This window comes from Marinobacter alkalisoli, assembly GCF_045449795.1.
In the GTDB taxonomy this organism is placed as follows: domain Bacteria; phylum Pseudomonadota; class Gammaproteobacteria; order Pseudomonadales; family Oleiphilaceae; genus Marinobacter.
In genome coordinates this window covers 164,067-185,851 of the sequence record NZ_JBJJLB010000032.1, presented here as the reverse complement: position 1 = coordinate 185,851, position 21,785 = coordinate 164,067, and the positions used below count along the sequence as shown (strand labels likewise).

The 21,785-nt window shown below is 58.6% G+C and carries 16 protein-coding genes; 6 read left to right on the top strand and 10 right to left on the bottom strand.

Annotation, left to right across the window (positions count from 1 at the left end; genetic code table 11):
• Window positions 1-178: 178 nt before the first annotated feature.
• Complete coding sequence (locus ACJO3M_RS15925; protein ID WP_407002372.1) at window positions 179-1,135, top strand: helix-turn-helix domain-containing protein; 957 nt, start codon at window positions 179-181, stop codon at window positions 1,133-1,135.
• Window positions 1,136-1,185: 50 nt separating this feature from the next.
• On the opposite strand, the gene ACJO3M_RS15920 is transcribed toward ACJO3M_RS15925, so the two are convergent.
• The 3 genes from ACJO3M_RS15920 to ACJO3M_RS15910 all read right to left on the bottom strand — a co-directional run bounded on the left by ACJO3M_RS15920 (window position 1,186) and on the right by ACJO3M_RS15910 (window position 6,113).
• Window positions 1,186-2,187: a hypothetical protein gene (locus tag ACJO3M_RS15920; protein ID WP_407002371.1), complete on the bottom strand. Its 1,002-nt coding sequence runs from the start codon at window positions 2,185-2,187 to the stop codon at window positions 1,186-1,188.
• Between the two features lie 135 nt (window positions 2,188-2,322).
• Window positions 2,323-4,965, bottom strand: a complete 2,643-nt coding sequence (locus tag ACJO3M_RS15915) for an AAA family ATPase (RefSeq protein WP_407002370.1) — start codon at window positions 4,963-4,965, stop codon at window positions 2,323-2,325.
• On the bottom strand, window positions 4,962-6,113 hold the full coding sequence (locus ACJO3M_RS15910; protein WP_407002369.1) for a metallophosphoesterase family protein: 1,152 nt from the start codon (window positions 6,111-6,113) through the stop codon (window positions 4,962-4,964). Before ACJO3M_RS15910 ends, ACJO3M_RS15915 begins: the two co-directional genes overlap by 4 nt.
• 178 nt (window positions 6,114-6,291) lie before the next feature.
• On the opposite strand from ACJO3M_RS15910, the gene ACJO3M_RS15905 reads away from it, so the two are divergent.
• Window positions 6,292-6,954 carry a hypothetical protein gene (locus ACJO3M_RS15905; protein WP_407002368.1) on the top strand — a complete coding sequence of 221 codons (663 nt, stop codon included), beginning with the start codon at window positions 6,292-6,294 and terminating at the stop codon, window positions 6,952-6,954.
• 51 nt (window positions 6,955-7,005) lie between these two features.
• Here the strand turns inward: ACJO3M_RS15905 and ACJO3M_RS15900 are convergent, their stop codons facing one another.
• Complete coding sequence (locus ACJO3M_RS15900; protein WP_407002367.1) at window positions 7,006-7,629, bottom strand: L-threonylcarbamoyladenylate synthase; 624 nt, start codon at window positions 7,627-7,629, stop codon at window positions 7,006-7,008.
• A complete protein-coding gene (locus ACJO3M_RS15895) occupies window positions 7,626-7,970 on the bottom strand; it encodes a BolA family protein (protein WP_407002366.1) in 345 nt (114 codons plus the stop codon). Before ACJO3M_RS15895 ends, ACJO3M_RS15900 begins: the two co-directional genes overlap by 4 nt.
• A gap of 115 nt (window positions 7,971-8,085) precedes the next feature.
• Between ACJO3M_RS15895 and ACJO3M_RS15890 the strand changes: the two genes are divergently transcribed.
• The 4 genes from ACJO3M_RS15890 (at window position 8,086) to ACJO3M_RS15875 (ending at window position 15,309) form a co-directional block, all read left to right on the top strand.
• Entirely contained in the window at window positions 8,086-10,254 is a 2,169-nt protein-coding gene (locus tag ACJO3M_RS15890) for a DNA topoisomerase III (RefSeq protein WP_407002365.1), read from the top strand.
• A gap of 68 nt (window positions 10,255-10,322) precedes the next feature.
• Entirely contained in the window at window positions 10,323-11,048 is a 726-nt protein-coding gene (locus tag ACJO3M_RS15885; RefSeq protein WP_407002364.1) for a response regulator transcription factor, read from the top strand.
• 61 nt (window positions 11,049-11,109) lie between these two features.
• The gene (locus ACJO3M_RS15880) at window positions 11,110-12,696 is read left to right on the top strand and encodes a FecR family protein (RefSeq protein WP_407002396.1); all 1,587 of its coding nucleotides are present in this window, start codon (window positions 11,110-11,112) and stop codon (window positions 12,694-12,696) included.
• A 33-nt stretch (window positions 12,697-12,729) separates the two neighbouring features.
• Entirely contained in the window at window positions 12,730-15,309 is a 2,580-nt protein-coding gene (locus tag ACJO3M_RS15875) for a CHASE2 domain-containing protein (RefSeq protein ID WP_407002363.1), read from the top strand.
• Window positions 15,310-15,327: 18 nt separating this feature from the next.
• Here the strand turns inward: ACJO3M_RS15875 and ACJO3M_RS15870 are convergent, their stop codons facing one another.
• The 5 genes from ACJO3M_RS15870 to ACJO3M_RS15850 all read right to left on the bottom strand — a co-directional run bounded on the left by ACJO3M_RS15870 (window position 15,328) and on the right by ACJO3M_RS15850 (window position 21,770).
• On the bottom strand, window positions 15,328-15,564 hold the full coding sequence (locus ACJO3M_RS15870) for a fibronectin type III domain-containing protein (RefSeq protein ID WP_407002362.1): 237 nt from the start codon (window positions 15,562-15,564) through the stop codon (window positions 15,328-15,330).
• A gap of 449 nt (window positions 15,565-16,013) precedes the next feature.
• Complete coding sequence (locus ACJO3M_RS15865; protein ID WP_407002361.1) at window positions 16,014-16,640, bottom strand: condensin complex protein MksE; 627 nt, start codon at window positions 16,638-16,640, stop codon at window positions 16,014-16,016.
• Window positions 16,633-18,060 (bottom strand): hypothetical protein, encoded by a 1,428-nt coding sequence (locus ACJO3M_RS15860; RefSeq protein WP_407002360.1) that lies wholly within the window; start codon window positions 18,058-18,060, stop codon window positions 16,633-16,635. Before ACJO3M_RS15860 ends, ACJO3M_RS15865 begins: the two co-directional genes overlap by 8 nt.
• Window positions 18,053-20,995 (bottom strand): hypothetical protein, encoded by a 2,943-nt coding sequence (locus ACJO3M_RS15855; protein WP_407002359.1) that lies wholly within the window; start codon window positions 20,993-20,995, stop codon window positions 18,053-18,055. The genes ACJO3M_RS15860 and ACJO3M_RS15855 overlap by 8 nt, the downstream gene beginning before the upstream one ends.
• On the bottom strand, window positions 20,988-21,770 hold the full coding sequence (locus tag ACJO3M_RS15850; RefSeq protein WP_407002358.1) for a hypothetical protein: 783 nt from the start codon (window positions 21,768-21,770) through the stop codon (window positions 20,988-20,990). Before ACJO3M_RS15850 ends, ACJO3M_RS15855 begins: the two co-directional genes overlap by 8 nt.
• Window positions 21,771-21,785 lie beyond the last annotated feature (15 nt).

Sequence of the window (21,785 nt, the reverse complement as noted above, 5' to 3'; positions counted from 1 at the left end):
ATCCGGGGGAACGGATATTGCTGTCCATTCCACTGTAATCCTCCTGTCACAACTGAGTTATCGAAAAATGGCAAACCTCGATGGGCACGGAAGTCGTATGGAATTAGGCGCTAAGTCCTGTTGGCAGAATCCGGAAAGCGGGTCCAAGCTGGAACAAAACGACTCTTTCGGAGTTCCCATGAACCAACAACAAGAAAAAAAGGCACCAAAGAGGTGCACTTCGGTCGCGGATGATGCCAATGAGCACGCCGGCAACCTGACCAACTGGCATCAGCAATACGACCAGGTGGGGAATGGCCGGTTCTATGGCAGGATTGACGAGCTGCACCTGGATGGCATCCAGCTCTTCATCGAACACACCAGCCATGCCGTGAGACAGCAATGCATGGTGTGGCCGGAATCCATCTGGTTCGGCATTCCGAGCAGGAACGAGGACGTTCGCATCAACGGCCAGCAGGCCGATCACACAGACATCCTGTGCCGCCCGGGAAGCCGGCATTTTGAGCTGGTAACGCCTGACAGCTTCGACATGCTCAGCCTGGTGGTCCACCAACGGGAGCTGGAGCAGCAGTCGGAATCCCAGGGCATCGAACTCAAGGTGCTGGATACCTCAAGCTATCCAAGACTGAAGCTGCCTGCCCAAACCCTTCGGAACATCCAGTATTTGTTGCGGAGAATTGTCCGCACCGAGTCCAGCCGGCTGGACGGGCAGATTCATCACGATCTGCTGATCATGGCGGTGCTGGAGTTACTCGCTGTGGAGAAGCCCAACCGTACGGTTGCGCCAAGTTATGCCCACCGGAAAGCGGTGGTGGAAAAAATAAAGGCCTACATCAATACCGTCGACGATCTGCCCGTCACCATGGCAACGCTCTGTGAAGTCGGATGCGTCAGCCGGCGCACGCTTCAGTACAGTTTTGAAAGCATACTCGGGATCAGTCCGCTCCAGTTCCTGAGGATCAGCAGGCTGAATCGGGTCAGGCGTATGTTGCGGGAGGAAGGCGCACAATCCGTATCGGATATTGCGGCGTTCAATGGCTTTTATCATCACAGCCAGTTTTCCGCCGACTACAAGCAATTGTTTGGGGAGTGTCCGTCTGAGACGCTGGGGAGGTGTTCGGGGGAGGTTGCTTAGAAAAGGGAGCGGGCGAAGATTATTTTCTACGCCCGCTGTCGGATTATCTGTCAGAAAATCAGGGATTCACAAGTGTTATAGGGCACCGCCTCACCACTGCTATCAATGACAATCATTGCCACATCACCGGTTCCCGTATCATCCAAATACCTGATATCAGCAAAAGTTCCACCCTCTCCATTCAGCCTGATAATACCACTCTGTGGGCAACTTTCACCGGAAGCAACAAAAACGGATTTTTGTGTGGAGATCTCAATATACCCACCAATCGCCGACCCGATGAGCTTGGACGCGAGCGAGACAACCACACCTGAGCTATCGACCTGCAACTCGGTCAGCGCATTAGCGATGGCAAAGTAATTGTCTCCGATGATGAACTCCAGCGCGTCAGTCTGATAGGTTTCAGTCCGCTCGTCGCCATTGTCAACGATCTCCCACTCATCCAGTCCCTTGGCGACAATGGCGTCTCCATCCGCAACCACGGTCCCGGTTATATTAAACACCTGAAAACCGGCATTGCCGTTGCTCATGACTTCGTTGACATAGGCGTAATCACCGTTCAGGACGATACGGTCAAACGTCGGTGTGTTCAGATCGCAGTTGTTAAAACGCCAGCGCTCGTCGTCACTCACATCGTCGCTGTTTACCGTGATGACAACCTGTCCGCCATTTTCACAGTCGTAGGTCAGTTCATTGTCCGAGATACTGGGTGGCGATGAGGTTACCGCTGTATCCACCTCTTCAATCAGGCGGTAAGCGTTTTCAGCGTCGTCGTACAGTACGAGAATTTTATCAGTGTCTGCCTCGCCGCTGATGGCCACCTGTCGGTCTGCATAGCCATCGGGATCGACAGAAATATCAGCGTCGGAAGGGCGCTGGGTTTCGGTGCGGTCGCCGCTACTGCTACTCCCGCCTCCGCCACCACCGCAAGCGGTTAAACCCCATGCGCATACGATTGCCAGAATTCCGGCAGTTGTTGTTTTGACCACAGCAAGTACTCCCTTTTGTACCGGCCGGCGCGAACAGATGAACAATCTCGGTTCACCTGACATCCTTTCGCGTCTTCCTGAACTCACTCATAAACCAGTGGGCCGAAGCGGCCCCCGGTTACATAATCGATACACCTGTAAGTGAGAGTAGTCTATGCAACAAATTTCCGGCAGTATTTTGCAAGATTTGACGATTGTTTAATCGGCGGTTTTCAACGCTTCAAGATCCCTGGGCGCCACGCCGAGGTCCTGCCAGTTTTCCGGGTGGCAGGTAAACAGCAGCACCTGATGCCGGCTGGCGGCGTCAAACAGGATGCGCTTCATCTGGTCCAGGCGCTGGCGATCGCTGTGCACCAGGGTGTCGTCGAGGATGATCAGGGTCGGACGGCCGGCTTCTCGCAGCAGATCCGCGTAGGCCAGGCGGCTGATCAGCCCCATCTGTTCCCGGGCGCCGAAGCTCAGTTCAAGGACATCCCCGGTTTCCTGGCCCTGTTGGCCGGTGCGGGTTAACTGGCCGGGCATCAGGTTATCGTCCACGTCCAGGTTGGCCTTGGGGAACAGCACGCCCAGATAGTGGTTCAGATGTTTTTGCAGCGGCGCCTGGAGGCGGCGGGTCAGCGCCTGGCGCTTTTCCTGCAGGAGCGCGAGCAGCAATTTCAGGGCTTCCGCGCGCCGATGCAACTCAGAGTAGCGGCGAACCACATGCTCCAGCCGCGCCGCCAGTTCCTCTCTTTGCTCCTCCAGCCCTTCGGCGCCCTGGCTTTCCAGTTTGCTTTCAAGGCTGGTCAGCTCCAGGGCTTCCTGCTGGTGGCTGCGCTCCAATTGTTCGGCGCTGGCTTTGAAGCGAGCCATGTCCTGTTGCAACAACTCCGGGCGCGCTTCGTCAATCTGTTCCTGCCGTCTGCTGACGGACTGTTGCAGGCGCGTTTCCCGCTCCCCGGTTTCGGCAATTTGGGTCTGGAGGGATTGCTCGGCCGCCTGGCGTTCCGGGTTGTCCAGTTCGCCTTTCAGTTGTTGCCATTCGGCTTGTGCATTCTCCAGCGCCTGGGTGGCGGCGAACAGTTGCTTACTGTGTTCCTGAAGGTTACCATCCGCCTCCCGCAATTGCTGTTCCGCCAGTTCCAGTGCCGCTTCCGCACTGGTCAGGGACACCGGTTCCCCCGGAATATCCGACAGCGTTTTCTGCTCCGACTGCAGTTGTTCCAGCCGTCTGGCGAGTTCCTGTTGCTGCCCCTCCAATACGTCCACACCCTGGGGCGCAATGGATGCCAGCAAAGCCTCCAGGCGCTGGATGGTTTCCTTGCGTTGCGCCTGCTGCTCGGCCAGTTTTCCCGCCTGTTCGAGGGACTCCACCTTCATGGACCTGAGCTGGCTGTTATAACTTTCCTGTAGCCGCTCCAACTGGCGCTGAACCCGGGCGAGGTCGTCACCGCCGGGCGTAATCGTCAGCTCGCCGATACCGGGTAATGCCAGGGTCGTGGCTTCCAGCAGCAGTGCATCGCCCTCTCCCCGAACGGATTCCCCGTTCAGTGTTACCGCCTGACCTTCCTCCAGGGCGTAATGCAGGCGGGTGGCAATGGTCTGTGATCGAACCCGCTCCTGCTCCAGTTGGCGCTGGGTTTTCCTGAGGGTTTCCAGCGCTTCCAGATCAAGAGGGTTGGCCTGTTGCTGGTTGCGGGTTTCCTGAAGCTCGGCCTGATGGGCGCGGGCCTTCTCCAGGTTTTGACCAAGCGCTTCCAGTTGCTGCTGCAACTGTTTGATATCGTTGTCCAGACGGTTGCGCTGTTCCTGCTCCTTCGCCACCCGCACCTGTTCACGCGCCTTGTCGTAAGCCTGCCTGGCCTGCTGCTGGGCAACCGTCACCTGCTCTTCCCTGGTCTTCAGGGTATTCACGGTCTCTATGCAGTGTGCCAGCGTCTGCTCCCGTTCCGTCAGCTTGCGGGCGGCCATTTGGGATTGCTGGTGTTGCTGGCGCAACAGCTGGAGATTCTGCCGGCAGTCATCCAGCGCCTGCTGTTCCCGCTTCTGCTCCTGTTGCCACTGTTCTATTTCCCGGAAACGGTTCTCCGCCTTCTGATAGTTCTGGCGGGCGGCTTCCCAGGGACGCTCCTGCTCATTGCGCTGATAACGCTGGCGCAGCTCTCCCAGCCGGTCAACCATGGATTGATAGTGCGCCACCCGCTCGTCGAGGGCTTCCAGTTCGGCGGCCAGTTCGCTTTGTTCCTCGCCCAGACGGGCATAATCACCCCGGGGCTTACCGGTGGCTGTCAACAATTCAGCGCGCTGGGCCTGCACCTGCTGGATGACATCGTCCCCGCCACTGCTGGCCACTTCGCCCAGCAGGCTGTTCAGGGCTGATTTCAGGTGATCACCGGCGTAGGCAACGGCATCGTGAACATTCTGCCCGCTGCCCTGCTCTACCCATAACAGACCCGGGATTCCCCAATGCTTATCCTGGCTGGCGCCACGGGAGGCGAATTGAAAGCCCAACAGGTCCGCCAGCTTGTCCTCCGCCTCTTCTCCGGAGTAACTCTCGCCGGCTACCTGGAGGTCGCAGCGTTTCTGCTGCAGGAACCGCTTCCTGAGCTGCCACTGAACGCCCTGGCATTCAAAGTCCAGCTCCACGGACGGCGCTGCCGATGAATCGCCCCAGGGTCTGAGGTCATCCACACTGCTGGACCGGTGGCGTTCAAAAAAGGCGGCACGAATGGCTCGCACCAGCGTACTCTTGCCGGACTCATTGGGGCCATGAATAAGATTAAGGCCCGGCCCAAGTTCAGCCAGTTCCAGGGGTTGCCGGAACTGTCGCAACTGTTCAATGCGAAGACGCTGCAGTTTCATGGCTGGCCCTCCCCGGCGCTTTCGGACACCGGTTCGATGCGATCCCGCAGCAGGCTGGTCAGAATCGCCAGCGCGTCCCGCGATGTGGCGGCCTTATCGTCATCGGCACTTTCCTGTTGCTCTCTCAGGTCACCAATCACCTCGCCCAGATAGCCATCGGCATTGAGTTCGGCAATATCTTCATCCGTGGGCTGGAGGGCCAGTTGGCTGCGATCGCACTGCACGCTTCGATGCCGGGCTTCAGCCACGGAAAGGGCGTGGAGAAGTTTCTGCTCGCCGGCCAGGTCCACTTCGCCGGACAGCCGTATGTCAACCACCGCCGGTGCCGGCAGGTCTTCCAGCCTCTGCAGCAGTTCATCCAGATCCGTGGCCACACTGAGATGTTCCCGCCACTGCACCCACTCAAACTGACCAACGCGATGGCGGGTGACTTCCGGTTCCGCTCCCGGGCCGGTGATATCCACGACGAGCGCCACGCCAGCCTCATTATTACGGAAACGCTCCGGTTCCGGAGTACCGCTGTACCAGGTGCGAGTATTGATCTGTTTCACGCCGTGCCAGTCACCCAGGGCAAGATAATCCAGGTTTGCCTGCGCGGTCCGGTCGGCGGCAATCGGGTTGGCCGAATCGATATCGTCCGCCAGCAGGCCCTGGACGCTGCCATGGGCCAGACCGACGCGCACCAGTTCCGGGAGCGTTTCCAGATGATCAAAGTTCTCGGTGAGGTCACTGTGGGTATGCCGCTGGGTCAGGGGGGCGGCCAGAACGGCCAGCCCCTGCTCCTTCAGCTCAACAACGCCGGGCTCCAGGGCCAGATGGACATTATCCGGCACTGCGTTGAGGCGGCGGGCACGGGTCCATACACTTTCCGCCAGGGCGGCATCGTGATTACCGGGCAGCATCACCCAGGGACCGGTAAAACCAGACATGGCATTGAACACCCGGCGAATGGTCCGATCCGCCACGGTCTGGGCATCAAACACATCCCCCGCTACCAGAACCGCATCGCATTGCTCATCGCTGGCCAGCCGGGCCAGCCGTTCAATGGCGGTAAACCGGGCTTCCGCCAGCGCGACCGCGTCGTCGTTATCAAATCGGCTGTAGTAGCGGCCCATCTGCCAGTCTGCGGTGTGAAGAAAACGGGGCATGACATTCCTTTCCAGCGGATCAACGAATCTGGCTGCTAACTCTACGTTCAATCGGCGGCTTAGTGAACCATTCGGTAGCTAGCACAAGATGACTCGATTGGCCCGATTTGTGCAGAAACCCAATCCATACGTTCGAATTCTGTCACAGACCAGCCGTGACGATGGGAGGAAGACAGCCGTGTCGCTGCTTACATCACTGATAAAAGCCAGCACCCAATTCCAGACCGCCATGGAAAAGCGCCCTGCGGCAACCGGTGACCAGCACCCGGGCAAGGCCGCTGGCGCGGCAGCTGCAGAGCAGCCGGCATCGCCCACCGATGACCGGTTTACCCGCTCCGCTCCGGAAAACCCGGACCTGGCAGCGCTGAAATCGAGGAAGCTGTCGGTCACCGATTATAAGCAAACTGTGGGGCAGGACCTTGCCTTTGTGCGGGAAACCCTGCGGCACAAACTTGCCGAATACGGAATGCATCCGGCAACGGCCATTAACGTCACAAGGGACGACAGCGGAAACGTTCAGGTTGACGGAAAACTGCCGGAGGCAAAACGCGGTCAGATTGAGCAGGACTTAAACCACAACAAAGGGTTTCGTGAAGCCTTCAACCGCCTGAGCGTGAACGAACCCACCCTGCATTTCGTGGACAATGCGCTCAAACTTAACAAGGCTTACGGGGTCAACAACTCCCTGCTGGACACCATGGTCAGCGACAACCAGCAGTTCAACGGCCTGCAGGACCTGGTACACCGTTACGACACCCTACGTAAATCCGTCGGCGCGGAGCAGGTGGAGGCCGCCGGCCACCGCAAACACTACGCTTTCAGTTTCAATACCCGCGCCTGACGCGGCTCCGGATACAAGTAAGGCCGGTATTCCGGCCTTACTTTGAGCACATCAAATCTGGAATGGCGCCGGATCCCCTTTCCCGGTCCGGGTGACTTCGGGCACGTCATCGGTCATGTTCACCACCGTTGTCGCCTCAAAGCCACAGAACCCGCCGTCGATAATCAGATCCAGCTCATGCTCGAGGGTTTCGCGGATCTCGTAGGGGTCTGTCATGGGATCGGTCTCGCCCGGCAGGATCAGGGTGCTGCTCATGATCGGCTCACCCAGCTCTCCCAGCAACGCCTGCACAATGGGATTATCCGGCACCCTCAACCCGATGGTGCGACGCTTTGGGTGCAACAATCTGCGCGGCACTTCGCTGGTGGCATCCAGAATGAAGGTGTAGGGGCCCGGCGTGAAGGTCTTGAGCAACCGATACTGGGTATTGCCCACCTTGGCATACACACCGATGTCCGACAGATCCCGGCACATCAGGGTGAAATTGTGCCTGTCATCCAGCTTGCGAATCCGCTTGATCCGGTCCGCCGCCTGCTTGTCTCCGAGATGACAGCCAATGGCATAGGCCGAATCCGTGGGGTAGACGATCACCCCACCATTGCGAAGGATATCCACCGCCTGCTTGACCAGCCGCTTCTGCGGCGTTTCCGGGTGAATCTGGAAAAACTGGCTCATTGACTCGCTCCTGACTTCATGGCCGGATCCTTTTTGGAACCGCCCATACAATTTGGTGACTCCGGCGCCGATTGACCGGAATCCACCCACTCCTGGGGAGAGTATAGATGCAAGGCCAGCGCATGAACCTCACCCGCCAGTTCATCCGCCAATACCTTGTAGATTGCCTGGTGCCTTTTTACCTTCATCTGCCCATCAAAATCCGCAGACACCAGGGTAACCTTGAAGTGGGTTTCGGAGTTCGGCGGCACACTGTGCTTGTGGCTTTCGTTTTCCACCTGCAGGTGGTTTACCGCAAAAGCCCGTGACAGTTTTTCCTCGATCGCGTTCTGAATCTTCATAACCGTTGTAACTCCTTAACTTTCCATAACTGCAGCATACTACACAGGGCAAGAACCTTGACACACCCATGCCAAAAGGCCATCTTCCCCTCCCAATCCGAACGCACCCGAAACCATGCATCTTTACATCGCCGAAAAACCCAGTCTGGGCCGCGCCATTGCTGCCTCCCTGCCCGCTCCGCACCAGAAAGGTCCGGGCTGGATTCGCTGTGGCCAGGGCGACAATGCGGTCACCGTCAGCTGGTGCATCGGTCACCTGCTGGAACCGGCGGAGCCGGCACAATACGACCCTCGCTGGAAGAAGTGGCGGCAGGAAGATCTGCCCCTGGTGCCAGAGCGCTGGGAAGTTACCCCGAAGGACAGCGTTCGCCAGCAGCTCAATGTGCTGGAATCCCTGATTCGCCAGGCAGACACCATCGTCCACGCCGGCGACCCCGACCGCGAAGGCCAGTTGCTGGTCGACGAAGTGATCCGCTATTTCGGCGCTACCTGCCCGGTCCAGCGGATACTGATCAACGACCTGACACCCGCAGCCGTTGCCAAAGCCATCCAGACACCCAAAGACAATCGCGACTATCGCCGGCTGTCGCACTCGGCCCTGGCCAGGCAACGGGCCGACTGGCTGTACGGCATCAACCTGACCCGCTATTACACCCTCAGCTACCAACAGCAGGGCCAGCAGGGTGTCTATTCGGTGGGCCGGGTACAAACGCCGGTACTCGGGCTGGTGGTGGAACGCGACAACACCATTGAGAGTTTTGAGCCCAAGCCCTACTACCGCATTGAAGCAACGTGCCACGGGCTGGAACCGGACAGCGATCCGGCATCGTTCACTGCCCGCTGGCTTGCGGATGAAGCGTTTCGTGAACACCTGGATGAAGAAGACAGGTTGCTCGACAAAGCGACAGCCGAGCAGATTGCCGCAGCTGTGGAAGGCCGCCCCGGTCGCGTTACCGAATCCCGCTTCCGCGACCGCAACGAGGCACCCCCGCTCCCGCTGTCACTCTCTGCCCTGCAGATTGAAGCCGGCCGCCTGTTCCGCATGGGTGCCAAAGATGTACTGGATACCGCCCAGAACCTGTACGAGCGACACCAGCTGATTACCTACCCCCGGTCCGATTGCCGCTACCTGCCAGAAGGGCATTACGGGCAGCGGGAAAGCGTGGTACGCGCGATCGGCAAGGTGTCACCCGAACTGACCCCGGCCTGTGACCGGGCCGACCTCTCCCGGCGCACTGCCGCCTGGAATGACAAGCAGGTTGACGCCCACCACGCCATCATTCCGACCAGCCGATCAGCCTCCAACGGCAAACTGACGGCGGCGGAAGAAAAAATCTACGGTCTGATCAGTCGCTACTACCTGATGCAGTTCAGCGCCGACGCTGTCCACCGGGAAGGCCGTTTGACCGTTACCATTGGCGAACATCGTTTCCGCGCCACGGAAACCGCGGTGCTGACCCCCGGCTGGAAAGCCCTGGAGATCCGTCTCCGGGAAGGTCGGAAGGAGCCGCAGAAAGCACCGCTGCCACGGCTGGAGAAAGACGAGCCGATACTGTGCGATCAAACCAGCATCCGGGAACAGAAAACCCAGCCGCCCCAGCACTTCACGGACGCCACGCTGCTGTCCGCGATGACCAATATCGCCCGCTTTGTCACCGATGCAGAGTTGCGCAAGACCCTGCGTGAAACCGACGGCCTCGGAACGGAGGCGACCCGCGCGGCGATCATCGACACCCTGTTCAAGCGCGACTACCTGTACCGCGACAGTCGCCACATCAAAGCCACGGGCAAGGGCAAGGCGCTGATTGGCTCGCTACCGGAAACCGTCAGCAAACCGGATATGACCGCGGTCTGGGAAGCTGCGCTGGAAACGATTCGGCGCGGAGAAGGCGATCCGAGAAAATTCCTGGAGGGCCTGAAAGAGCAGATTCGGGGCTTCGTCAACGCCCCCATGGGCGCACCGGGAGAACCAGGGACAGATCAGCCAGCCTCTCCCCACTGTCCTAAATGCCGCACGCCCATGCGTGAACGGGACGGCAAGTTCGGCCGGTTCTGGGCCTGCACCCGTTTCCCGGATTGCAACGGTACGCGCCCGCTGGAAGACGAGGCGCCTACCGACGGCACCAGCCAGAAACCCGTACCCTGCCCCCACTGTTTCTCGCCACTGGTTCGGCGCAAAGGGAAAAAAGGCTGGTTCTGGGGCTGCAGTAATTTTCCCGCCTGCCGACAAACAGTTGATGACGACAATGGAACACCGGCTATTCGTTTACGCAATACTACATAACGACACTGAAGGCCAGCCGATGTTCTGTGATAATGGCCCGAAAATCAAACAGTCTCAGGAGACGCTTGATGCGCATCGCTCTGCTTGAAGATGAACATGAACAGGCACAGCACATTCAGTCCATTCTCTCAGAGCGCGGGCATCACTGTGACAGCTTCCCCTCCGGCCAGTCTTTTCTGAGCGCGGTACTGCATCGTAGCTACGATCTGCTCATTCTCGATTGGCAGATCCCTGACATGACCGGCATTGACGTGCTTGAAAATGTCCGTGCCCAGTTAAACTGGCCCATACCCGTGGTGTTCCTGACCCAGAGAGACAGCGAGGCGGACATTGTTCGTGCGCTGGATGCCGGCGCGGATGACTACCTTTCCAAGCCTGCCCGTGAAGCTGAGCTGGTAGCCCGCATCAACGCCCTGGCCCGCCGCACCCATCCGGACAATGAGAAAGAAGTGCTTCGGTACGGCCCGTTCGAGATCAATACCCAGCAGCGTTCCATCCTCCTGCATGGTGAACTACTGACCCTCACCGACAAGGACTTTGACCTGACCCTGTTCCTGTTCCAGAACCAGGGACGGCTGCTGACCCGGGAAATGCTGCTGGAACGTGTCTGGGGCCTGACCCGGGACATCAACACCCGCACCGTGGATACCCACATGAGCCGGCTGCGCCGGCGGCTGGGCCTGAATCCGGAGAACGGTTTCCGGATCAAAACCATTTACCAGCGCGGCTACAGGCTTGAAGCCATGACCGCAAGCGCAACCGACGACCCGATCCCGACAACGGACCAGGCCTGATATGACACACCGCGTTGCCCGCTTTTGGTTTCTGCACAAGATTCTTCCCGCACTGGCGATCATGGCACTGGCCATGCCCCTGCAGGCCGAGCTGTCCATCACCCGTGGCTCTCATACACTTGCGGGCCCTGGCCAGCAAACCGCCACCACGCCTGAGTGGCAATACACCCTGCGCCCTGGGGAAAGCTTCAGCGAAGTCGCGAAGGCCCTGCTGTCGAAAACAGTCCGGGCCCAGCGCCTGCTGCAGTACAACAACATCAGCAATGCGGCGGCTCTTGGCGAAGGGGATACCCTGCGCATTCCGCTGGCCTGGCTACAGCGTCAGCCGGACCCAGCCCGGGTTACCTCGGTATCCGGCCAGGTACAGCATATCTCCGGCAATACCGGCAGGAAGCAATCCCTGACCGCTGACACGCTGGTGCGGGTGGGCGATGAAATCCTGTCCGGCTCCGGCAGCGCCACCGTTGAACTGGCCGACGGCTCCCAGGTACGGATCTCACCAGAGTCCCGGCTGATCTTTAACCGTCTGACCCAGTACGGAAAGTCCGGGATGGTGGATACCCGGCTACGACTTGATCACGGAGAGGTGCACACTCAGGTCAAGCCCGTGATTGAGGGCGGCGCACGGTTTGAAATCGAAACCCCATCGGCCGTGGCGGCGGTGCGCGGTACCGTATTTTCCATGCAGTCAGGCCCCGGCACCACCAGCCTTCAGGTCACTGAAGGGAAAGTGAACTTCGGTCCCCCGGGCAAGACCCGGAACATTCCGGCCGGCTACAGTGCAAGTGTTTCTACCGCGGCCAACGGCAGCCTCAGCATTCACCGGCTGCCACCAGCGCCCACGCTGAATCCGCTGCCGCCCCAGATCAACCAATTGCCAACGGAACTAAGCTGGCAACCCAGCGGTGCGCCCGCTCACCGACTCGATATTTTTGAGGCGGAAACCGGACGCTGGGTCGAAAGCCGCAGGATTGATGGCAATCAGTACAACCTCAACCTGCTGGACAACGGCACCTACGAAGTTCACCTGGCCGCGCTGAACAATCGCGGCACGCCTGGTATGCCTGGCGTGCTGGAAGTGGAAATCGACCTGAAAGCCAGTGCGGCCGAGCTGCTGTCACCGGAGGCAGGCGCTACCGTTAACGACGATATGCCGGAGTTCCGCTGGGAGCTGAAAGGCACCAATGAGGTCGCCCGTATCGAGATCGCCGAAGACAACGCCTTCCGCAATCTGGTGGCGACCAGCGAATGGGCGCCGGACAGCCAGGCGCTTCCCTCCAGACCGCTGACGCCCGGCACCTATTACTGGCGCGTGGTCAGTGAGGCTGGCGGCAATTCGGTGGCCACCAGTGAGCCCCGGGAGTTTACCGTCAACGGAACGTTACCCCCGGTGCGGATTATCAGCGTAAACTACGTTGACAGCCAGGTTCGCGTATTCTGGGAGAAGGTCGATACCGCGTCCGATTACCGCCTTCAGCTCTCGGAAGAGCCCGGTTTTTCCAATATCATCAAGGAAGCAACGTTGTCGGAAACCACGGCAGCCTTGCGCCTGATTCCCGGAAGGCGGTATTTTGTGCGTCTTAAAGCTCTTTCTGACGGCCCGCTGGCAAGCCGCTGGGGACCGGGGAGGGAATTGTATTTGGAATAATCCATCGCACTCTTACATCTGACAGCAGGGCTCATGACACGGGATTGGCTGCCAATAAAAACAACGCCCCTGACCCTGGGCCTGCTATTGTTTGCCATACTGCTACTCCTGCAGGCAACCGCACTACCACAGCGCCTCGACTACTGGCTCTACGACGCCCAGATCACCACCCATCCCGCACCGCTGGACGATGACGTTGTTGTCATTGCCATTGATGAAATCAGCCTCGACCGGCTGGGCCGCTGGCCCTGGTCCCGGGATACCCATGCCCGGCTCATCGAAAAGCTCGACAAGGCCGGAGCCGAGACCATTGTGTTCGACATCCTGTTCCCGGAACCCTCTGGCGAGGACCCGGAACTGGCCGCCGCCATGGAGCAGCATGGCAAGGTGGTGCTGCCGCTTTATCTGTCGCCGCCCTCACGCAATTACCTGATCAGTGAACAGTTGCCTACCAGTGATCTGGCGGCTGCCGCCTCCGCCCTTGGCCACGCCCATGTGGAACTGGACAAAGACGGCCTGGCAAGGGGGCTGTACCTGCTCAACGGTCTTGGCGATCATCTTTGGCCCAGCCTGGCGCTGGCCGCTTCGGAACACCAGGAAGGCGCCTACAAAACCACTGGGGATGATAGCCATCCCGCCTTCATGAACGTGCGCCAACATTACCGCGCTATCCCCATGGCCGGCGGCGCTGGCACGCTGCCAACCTATTCCTACGTACAGGTGCTGTCCGCGCCGCCGGCTCCCGGACTGTTTGAAGGCAAAACCGTGTTTGTCGGCGCCACGGCTCCCGGCTTTGGCGACATCCTGCCAACCCCGTTCTCTGGTCTCAATCGCCCCATGCCCGGGGTGGAGTTCCATGCCAACAGTTACTCGGCGCTGGTCAACGGGGATCTGATCAAGCCCCTGCCGACCACTCTGTCCCTGGCCATCGCAGTCAGCACTATTGCGATGCTGGCACTGCTCCTGCCCAGAATGCGCCCGACAAGAACATTATGCCTGTGCATTGCCGTCATAGCCGCACTCATCATCGGGCATATGGGGCTGCTTCTCGGAGCAAGGCTGTGGCTGCCCATTTCCCACGCGGTTCTGATGCCCTTATTTGCCTTCCCGGTCTCCAGCGCCCTGCGACTGGCGATGACCAACCGCTTCCTCAACAGGCAACTGGACGATCTGGCCCGGGGGCCGCAGGTGGCCCTGCCAGAACCCTCACGGCGACACCCCACCCAGTTACTGGAGCATTTCCAGGCGCTGCTGCAACCGCAAGGCTGGTGGCTGTCAGAGGGCAAAGAGGTCCACTCCGCCCGGCAGCTGACGGAAAGCGACATCCCCCCTCTGGAACAGGGACGCTGGATTCACACCGACAACCAGAGCTGGATCAGCCTCCGGCGCAGTGGCAGGGACTACACCCTCGGCCTGTTGCTGCCCAACGACCTCAGCCGGGAAGCCATACAGCGCTATCTGCGCAGACTCACCCTGGACTCGGAAGGCAAGGGCCTGAAGCCGGAGAAACCGAGGGAAAACATATCGGCGCGAATCGAGCGGGTCAGGCTTGCAACGGACCGCATGAACAACATCCAGCAGTTTATCCGCCGCAGCTTCGAGCGGATGCCCGACGGCATCATTGTGACCGACGAACTCGGCGTGATCCGATTCGCCAACGGCCATATTGAGGAGTGGTTCCAGGAGCCCATGCCAAGCCTGAGCGGGCTTCCCCTCGCTCGACTGCTGGAGGGGCATGATCCGCGGGAAACCCCACCCTGGCACGAAACCGTCTCGGAAACCCTCACAATGAGCCAGAGCCGAACTGTCGACCTGCACATCCGGAACAAGGATTTCCTGATCCATTTTGCCCCTTTTGCGCTGCCCGAAAGCCAGCAGAATGGCATCATCGCCAACATTTCAGACATTTCCGAGTTACGGGAACAGCAACGACAACACCGCGAGGCCATCGACTTCATCTCCCACGACGTCAGATCACCCCTGGTTTCACAACTGGCGCTCATCGAACAACTGAAACGCAACCCGGGGCACATTGAACCGGCGCAGCTTGAGCAATTGGGCCGGTTGGCACGCCGCAGCTATCACCTGGCGGAAGAGTTTGTGCAACTGGCGCGGGCCGAGCAGCTCACCGAAACCCGCTTCTACGAATGCGAATTCCTGGCTATCGTCGAGAACGCCCGGGACAGCGTCAGCGAGCAGGCTGCGGAAAAAGGCATCCAGTTAATATTACAGGGAACCGAAGATCTCTGGCTAAGGGGCAATGCCGAGCTCCTGGAGCGGGCCGTAATCAACCTGCTGACCAATGCGGTTCAGTACAGCCCCAGAGGCTCTACAGTCAACATTCAGGTTTTCCTTGCCGGTCACCAGGCGTGCCTGACAGTGAGCGATGAGGGCAGCGGTATCGCCCCGGAAGAGCTGCCACACCTGTTTGACCGGTATCGCCGGCAAAAAAGCAGCGAACTGTCCGGAAATCACGGCACCGGGCTTGGGCTGTCTTTCGTCAATGTGGTGGTGGAAAAGCATCGGGGGGAAATCGCGGTATTCTCGGAAGTCGGGGAAGGCTCGGCATTCACACTCAAATTGCCGGTAGCCAATCCCCTTGAACATTCCTGAGACTTCAAAACGCCGGAATCAGCCCTGGATCTTCTTGCTGACGGGCTGGGAGGGCGCGCTGACAAGCCCTTCAACATCCTCTACCTGAATACTGAAATACCAGGTGCCATTGTCCAGGTTGGTGACCGTGTACTCCATGGTGTCGGCACTGTCGATACGTACCGTTTCGGTCAGGTTGGCGGGGTCCTGCCCATAGCGGATGATGTAACCGCTCAGCTCACCCATGGCAAGAGAGTCGTTATTAACACGGGTCATCGGGGCATTCCAGCTCAAATCAGCGGTTCTGTCCCCATATTCACCGACCACATTAGCGGCGGTACTACCATCTGAACCCTGGGAGTCGTTTTTCACCGAATCACCACCCCCACCGGAAGAGCTGCCCCCACAACCTGTCAGGATAACTCCAATACATAACGCGGCAATCCATGCCTTTGACATTTTAATGACGCGCTTCATAAGCTATTCACACCAATATTTTGTCGAATAAGTGAAATTGTATAAAACGCGTGCAAGTATCAATGCGAAGGGTGTCAACTCCCTAATTACGAAATTGTCAATTTTTCGACAGAATTTGGTAATGACTTGAGGAAAGGCACTGATATTTCGGGCAATTTTTTGCCTGATCAGCGAAAATCTGATGGGCGGGTGGTGGAAAAAAGTATTAGAAAATGTGACAGGGAGTAATCAAAACAACGACAGGAAAGTTACACCTGCTCATACTCCCGAACCAGCTCCTGCAGAAAATAAAGACCGGCGGAACTCAGAAAGCAGCGACCAGCACCGGAACGAAACAGCAGATTGCGTTTATCGAGATAATCCAACGCTTCGGGAAAGCCTTTTTCAAAGCGCGCGGCCCTCAGAATTTCCTGATATTCCTCATCGCCCGCCAATGCGGTGAGGTCTTGCTCGTTCAATCCGGCATCGGGGCGACCGAGGTATTCCAGATCCCGACCGCTGCGCGCGAAATAACGCCCGATCAGCAGCAGTATCACCTGCACCCGGAAGGCGTTTTCGTCGTGCTCCTCACTCTCGTCGTCGCTGCTTTCCTTGAGAAAGAAGAACGCACCGGTTTCATTGAACACCAGCTCGCTGCCGAGATGCTCATAAAAGGTGCGGAAGTGGGCAAGATGGTTGTACAGCAGATTGTATAGCGGATTGGCCCGCAGCTCGGAGCGGTTGCTGTCCCAGACATCACGCACAATCACCCGGCCAGCCTGGAATTCGCGGTAGATAGCGGTGCTTTGAGCAGGCAGGATCTGGTCGAACGTGCTCGAAGCTTGTGTAGTGTCTAAAGATTCGGTGGTTTCCATGGCGTCAGAGAATTCAGGCATGGTGTTGCTCTTCTTGGTTGACGGGCTCATCTGTTTCCAGACGACGCCTGCGGTAGACAAACTGTTCGCTGCCAGATGATTGATCCAGGGTTCGGAAACGGTTGGTGGTGACCACCTGCAGGCCGTTCGGTGGCGAGTTTACCAGCCGGTTCAGAGCCGCCAGCAAATCCGGAAAGCGGTAGCCGGGGATAAAGCCGTCCAGGCGGCCGTGCAGCTCCCGCACCAGATCGGTGGTGGGCCGCAGTTCCAGGGTTTCCAGCCATTGATACAGCTGGTTGATACGCTGAACATCAATGCGTGTGTGGCGACCGCTGCCATCCACTTCCTGCAGAACCGGCACCTCGGCCTTACGGCGAAGATCGCTCAGTCGCAGTTCCAGTTCGCTGAACAGCAACTGGTAGTAGCTGGACGAATTACCGAAGGCGTAGTGTTTCGGGCTCTGCTGGGCCCGCAGGCCCACCAGGAAGCCGGTACTGCGGGCAAAATCCCCGCCTTCCAGCCACTTTCGGCGCAGGCTGAGGGTCTCGGTTTCGCCCTTGAGTTCCTGCAGCTTGCCGTAGAAATGCTCCATGGCATTGTACTGGACCATGCCCTGGCGAGTCTTGCGCAGAAAGTGCTCCACTTCCTGGGCCACCGCCTGAATGGGTTTGTACAGGGCATTCAGGCTGATGGAGGAACGGAACAACTGGTCCGCCAGGCTGTGGTCGCCATGGTTTTCCAACAGCCGGACCATGGCTTCCAGGGTCTCAAACAGGTTGCTGCCATCGGGCAATCGCGTGTCGGGGTTCAGGAACACCAGGGTCGGTTTGATGTGGCGCTCGTAAAGCGTAACGATCTGCTCAAACAGATTCTGGCGGAATTCCAGGTATTTCTCCGGCGCCCGGCTGGCGTCGCCGGACAGGTCTGCAAGCTGGGCGCTGATGGTCTGCATACGCAGGACATTCTGGCGCAACAGGCCGATGAGCTGGCTGACCCGCTCGTTCAGGTCGTCCCGCAGTTCGGTGTAATCCGGGTCGGCGTCGCTGAAGCTGCTGGTTTCCAGCCGATTGCGCACATCCCGCAGGGTAACCAGATGGCCCCGTAGGCGGGCATCGGTCAGTTCCTGGTACAGCGACGCATTACAGGCCCGCATCAGGTTGATCAGGGCATCCTGGAACACCAGCCGACGCTCGCCTTCGGCCTTGATGATGTCGATCACCAGACCGCTGCGGAACAGATTGTCGGTGTTCAACGCCAGACGCACCCTGTCCCGGTCCGCTTTGCCAAGGGCGCTGGTGTAGTCCATCACCTCGGCCACCAGGTCGCTTTCCCGGATATATCGGCTCTCGTTCCGGTCCATCCGTTCGATCATCCTGAACAGGATCTTCGGGTGCTCGAACAGAAGCCGGGTGGTGTCCAGGGTGCTGAAGCGTTTACTCATCCACCGGCTCCAGCAGACTATTCTGGGTCTGATCGCCCCAATGGCTCACGGCTTCACCATTGGTAAAACCCTCGGCGCCACCCCAGAACACCAGGGTGCGCTGCGGGCTGTAGGGGCGTGCCGTGCGCATCTGCCCCACCTCCAGGTGCCGGCCGATCAGATAGATCACCTCCGCGCTGGCACTGTGGGTGGCGGCGGAGAACAGATTGAAGCCCTGCCTGCGCAACCGATCCAGCAGCGATGGCATCTGGCTGATGTCCACGCTTGCCAGCTCGTCCAGCACCATGGGAAACGACAGATGCACGCCCGGATACAACACCCGTTTTAGCAGCCGGTATACCAGTTCCAGATTAATAAGCGCCGTGGTGGAGGTGGACTGGCCCTTCTTATCCAGGTTAGCGGCGTTTTCCTTGCGGGTACGGTAGGAAATACCGGTGATCACCTTGTCCATGGTCAGGTGCTTGCTACCGCCCTGCTCCCCGAAAAAGTCCGCCACAAACACCCGCAAACGATCATAGAACGCGTCCGACTGCAGCTGGTTGCCATAAGGGTCAATGTTGTTGGCTTCTTCCACCAGATTGCGAAATTTCGGATCGGTATGGATATCCACGCGGATTTCCACCAGATCGTTGATGCGCACGCCATCCAGCTCTCGGTTGAGCTGTGCTTCAAAACGGGCAATGTGCTCGTGGTTGGATTTCAGGGCCTGTCGGTAGCTGGCGACTGTCTCGTTATGAATCCCAACCTGCTGCTCCAGCACATTCCAGCGCTCAACCATGCCAGCAAACAGGTCCGACAGACTTTTGAAAGTCTCACGAATAACCGATGACGCCGGACTGTCCTTCTGCAACTCGCCCTCGGCATCTTCATGGATGCCCAGGTAGACGAACTGGCGCAGGTGGTCGAGGATACTGCGACGGCGATCTTCCAGGTCGTCCAGCTGGGTTTGCAGGTCGTCAAAGGCGGCGGCGGAGACCTGTTCAATGGCCAGTGACTGCTCGACCTCCACCACTTTCAGGTGCGGGAAACGGTGTTCCACGGTGCCCACGCTACGGCTAAGGCCCGCCAGTTCCCGCTCCCGTTCTTCGATACGCTCTTTCTCGGTTTTGGCCCTGGCGGCTTTCTGCTGCACGGCATCCTGCTTCTCCTGCTCCAACCGGGCCTGCTCTTCCAGTTTGGCCAGTTGCTCTTCCGCCGCCTGTTTTTCCTCGGTGGCATCCCGCAGGGTGGTGGCCGCCGCCGGGTATCGGCTCAGGGTGTCCAGGTCTTTCTCGATGGCGCGGATTTCCTTTTCCGTGCGCTCGATCAGTCGGGGCCGGTCATGTTCCTGGTTCGCGGTGTCCGCCAGCTCGGACCGTTCCTTTTCCAGGCCGTGAAGTTCGCCTTCAATATACTGGCGCTGTTCGGCGAAGTTGGTCTGCCGGGGCGGCTGGGCCGGGTATTCGGCATCGAACCAGTCAAAGCCTTTATCATTGGGCACAAACAGCCGGGCAAACGCTTCAATGGCCGCCTTGCTATCGGCGTCCAGATCCTGGCCCGGGCTGGCCATGATCAAACGGGGGTCCACCGAGCGCAGCGGCGCGGCGGTGGCTTCGTCCAACTGGTTTTGCAGTTGCCAATGCTGCTTGCTTTCCCGATCTTTCAGGGATTCGAGTTTGCGTTCAAGTTCCTGCTTCTTCTTCTGGATCCGTTCCAGCCGGATCTCCGCCTGAGCGGCACTTTTCAGGGCAGCCAGATGCTCTTTCTTGCCTTCCAGTTCCTCTTTCTGGATGTCCTCGATTTCCTGCAGGGTCATCTCACCGTACTGGGACACCAACAGTTTGCCGTCTTTCTGGTTTTGCTCCGCCTGCTTGATGCGCCGCTCTGCCGAACGGATCTCGCCTTTCAGGCCACTGGCGTCCTGCTCCAGTTTTTTCAGGGTCTGCAGTACATGGCGCAGCGTGTCGTTCTGTTCATTGAACGCATCCACCGCGCCTTTGCGCCTGGCGCCAATGTCCTGCAAGGCATTCGTCACGCCATCCCGGAAAGCTGCAAAATCGTGCTGACTGCGAAGCAGAGTCTGGTACGCCTGATAATCCCGGTATAGCTTTTCAAACCGCGGGCGCTCTTTCTCGATTCGCGTCAGCTGGATTTGTTGCTGCTTTAACTGATCATGCCTATTGAGGAAGTCGTCGATGTTGAAATCGAAGGCATCGTCCGCAAACTTCTTGTCCGCTTCAATGATACTGGCGACCGCATTGGCCATGGCCTGATCGTCCGCCTTCATTTCGAACAACAGCAGGATCAGCGTGCGCAGAGACTGCACCCGACGCTCGTCAGACTCCCCCAGGGGCAATACGGAATAGCGCACCGCATCCGCGTTCATCAGCTCGCTGCTGTAGAGCATGTGCTTGAGCCTGGCCGGGTCGCTCACCAGCCGGGTTTCTTTGGAGAGCTTTTTCAGAGCCTCTGACAGGCGGCTGAACGACAGCTCCGGCACTGCCTGGCCAATGCCGTCCTCATCCTCGCCATTCCAGAACAAAGGCCGCAGCTGGTCGTAGCCTACCGGCACAAAAGCCCGTCCGTAACTGAGCTGGCTGGCGTTGTCCCGGTAGAGAATCTGGCAATGCACACCGGCCGGATTCTCGGCTTCCATAATCAGAAAACTGAACTGGCTGGGAAAGTAATGCTGGTAGCTTTCTTCGTTGGTATAAAAGCTGCCGGCACTGGCATTGCGGAAAGCAAATTTCTTGCGGCTGTTCTTGAAATTGTTCTCCGGTAACAGGAACAGACGCAGGGAATTCAACAGGCTGGACTTGCCCAGGTTGCCCGGACCCAGAATCAGGCCGTGGTTGTCTACCGGAATTTCCACGTAGCAGAAGCCGGCGGAATCCACCAGCACAAGACGGCGGATGCCGAAAGTAAAATTGCTTGGGCTCGCCTGGAGTTCACTCATCCAGAACCATCTCCTGTTCCATGAATTTTCCGGTGGCTCGAAAAGCCTCTGCCAGGGACACAAATCCAAGTGCTTCAGCCAGTGACAGCGCCCTGGTAAACCGCTCAGTGCTGTCCGGCACCTTGCAGAAACGGTCTAGCCAGGGCTGCCAGTCGGTCGGCTGCACGAACCAGGCTTTGTCATTAAGAGAGGCAGCCATCGTCGAGAACATTTGCAGACCACCCGCATCATAATCGAATGCGCAGAATACGTCTTCGTAGCCCCTCAACCAATCAAGAACCGCACCCCGGGTAATCCGGTTGCCACCACCCAACACCACATCACACTCCGCCAACGCCAGACGCTTGCCCAGCGCCTCACTGGCAAATTTCAGCATCTGTCGATATTGATAGAAATTACGCTCGTTCTCCACCACCAGCACAGAGCGTGCGCGGTGAAAACCAATGTCGACGGAATCGTTTCCGATGACCACCACATCTGGCCGGCTGGACGTCAATCCCTGATGGTAAGCCAGAAGAAAGCTGACGTCGGTGCCATGGCGGTGGGAGTTGCCCTTTTTCGCGGCATCCACCCGGCTTGCCGGGGCCTCCGCCGTATTCTGCAACTGCGCGAAAGCAGTTTCATCGAGGACGGTGACAACCCACCGGTTTGTTTGCACCTTTTCCGTCGCAAATATTTCCCGATGCCGGTGGCGAAACTGGTCCGGGAGTTTCTTCAGGAAGGCTTCGTAGTTAATGGGCTGGCCATGGAGGATTTTTTGGAGGTAGTTGTTCAAGGGGACACCAGAATC

Coding starts and splice junctions, on each gene's coding strand:
- ACJO3M_RS15920 (WP_407002371.1), bottom strand. CDS start 2,187: ATGTCAGGTGAACCGAGATTGTTCATCTGTTCGCGCCGGCCGGTACAA.
- ACJO3M_RS15900 (WP_407002367.1), bottom strand. CDS start 7,629: ATGAGCCAGTTTTTCCAGATTCACCCGGAAACGCCGCAGAAGCGGCTG.
- ACJO3M_RS15885 (WP_407002364.1), top strand. CDS start 10,323: ATGCGCATCGCTCTGCTTGAAGATGAACATGAACAGGCACAGCACATT.
- ACJO3M_RS15910 (WP_407002369.1), bottom strand. CDS start 6,113: ATGCCCCGTTTTCTTCACACCGCAGACTGGCAGATGGGCCGCTACTAC.
- ACJO3M_RS15870 (WP_407002362.1), bottom strand. CDS start 15,564: ATGACCCGTGTTAATAACGACTCTCTTGCCATGGGTGAGCTGAGCGGT.
- ACJO3M_RS15880 (WP_407002396.1), top strand. CDS start 11,110: ATGGCACTGGCCATGCCCCTGCAGGCCGAGCTGTCCATCACCCGTGGC.
- ACJO3M_RS15875 (WP_407002363.1), top strand. CDS start 12,730: ATGACACGGGATTGGCTGCCAATAAAAACAACGCCCCTGACCCTGGGC.
- ACJO3M_RS15890 (WP_407002365.1), top strand. CDS start 8,086: ATGCATCTTTACATCGCCGAAAAACCCAGTCTGGGCCGCGCCATTGCT.
- ACJO3M_RS15860 (WP_407002360.1), bottom strand. CDS start 18,060: ATGAGTAAACGCTTCAGCACCCTGGACACCACCCGGCTTCTGTTCGAG.
- ACJO3M_RS15925 (WP_407002372.1), top strand. CDS start 179: ATGAACCAACAACAAGAAAAAAAGGCACCAAAGAGGTGCACTTCGGTC.
- ACJO3M_RS15865 (WP_407002361.1), bottom strand. CDS start 16,640: ATGCCTGAATTCTCTGACGCCATGGAAACCACCGAATCTTTAGACACT.
- ACJO3M_RS15855 (WP_407002359.1), bottom strand. CDS start 20,995: ATGAGTGAACTCCAGGCGAGCCCAAGCAATTTTACTTTCGGCATCCGC.
- ACJO3M_RS15915 (WP_407002370.1), bottom strand. CDS start 4,965: ATGAAACTGCAGCGTCTTCGCATTGAACAGTTGCGACAGTTCCGGCAA.
- ACJO3M_RS15895 (WP_407002366.1), bottom strand. CDS start 7,970: ATGAAGATTCAGAACGCGATCGAGGAAAAACTGTCACGGGCTTTTGCG.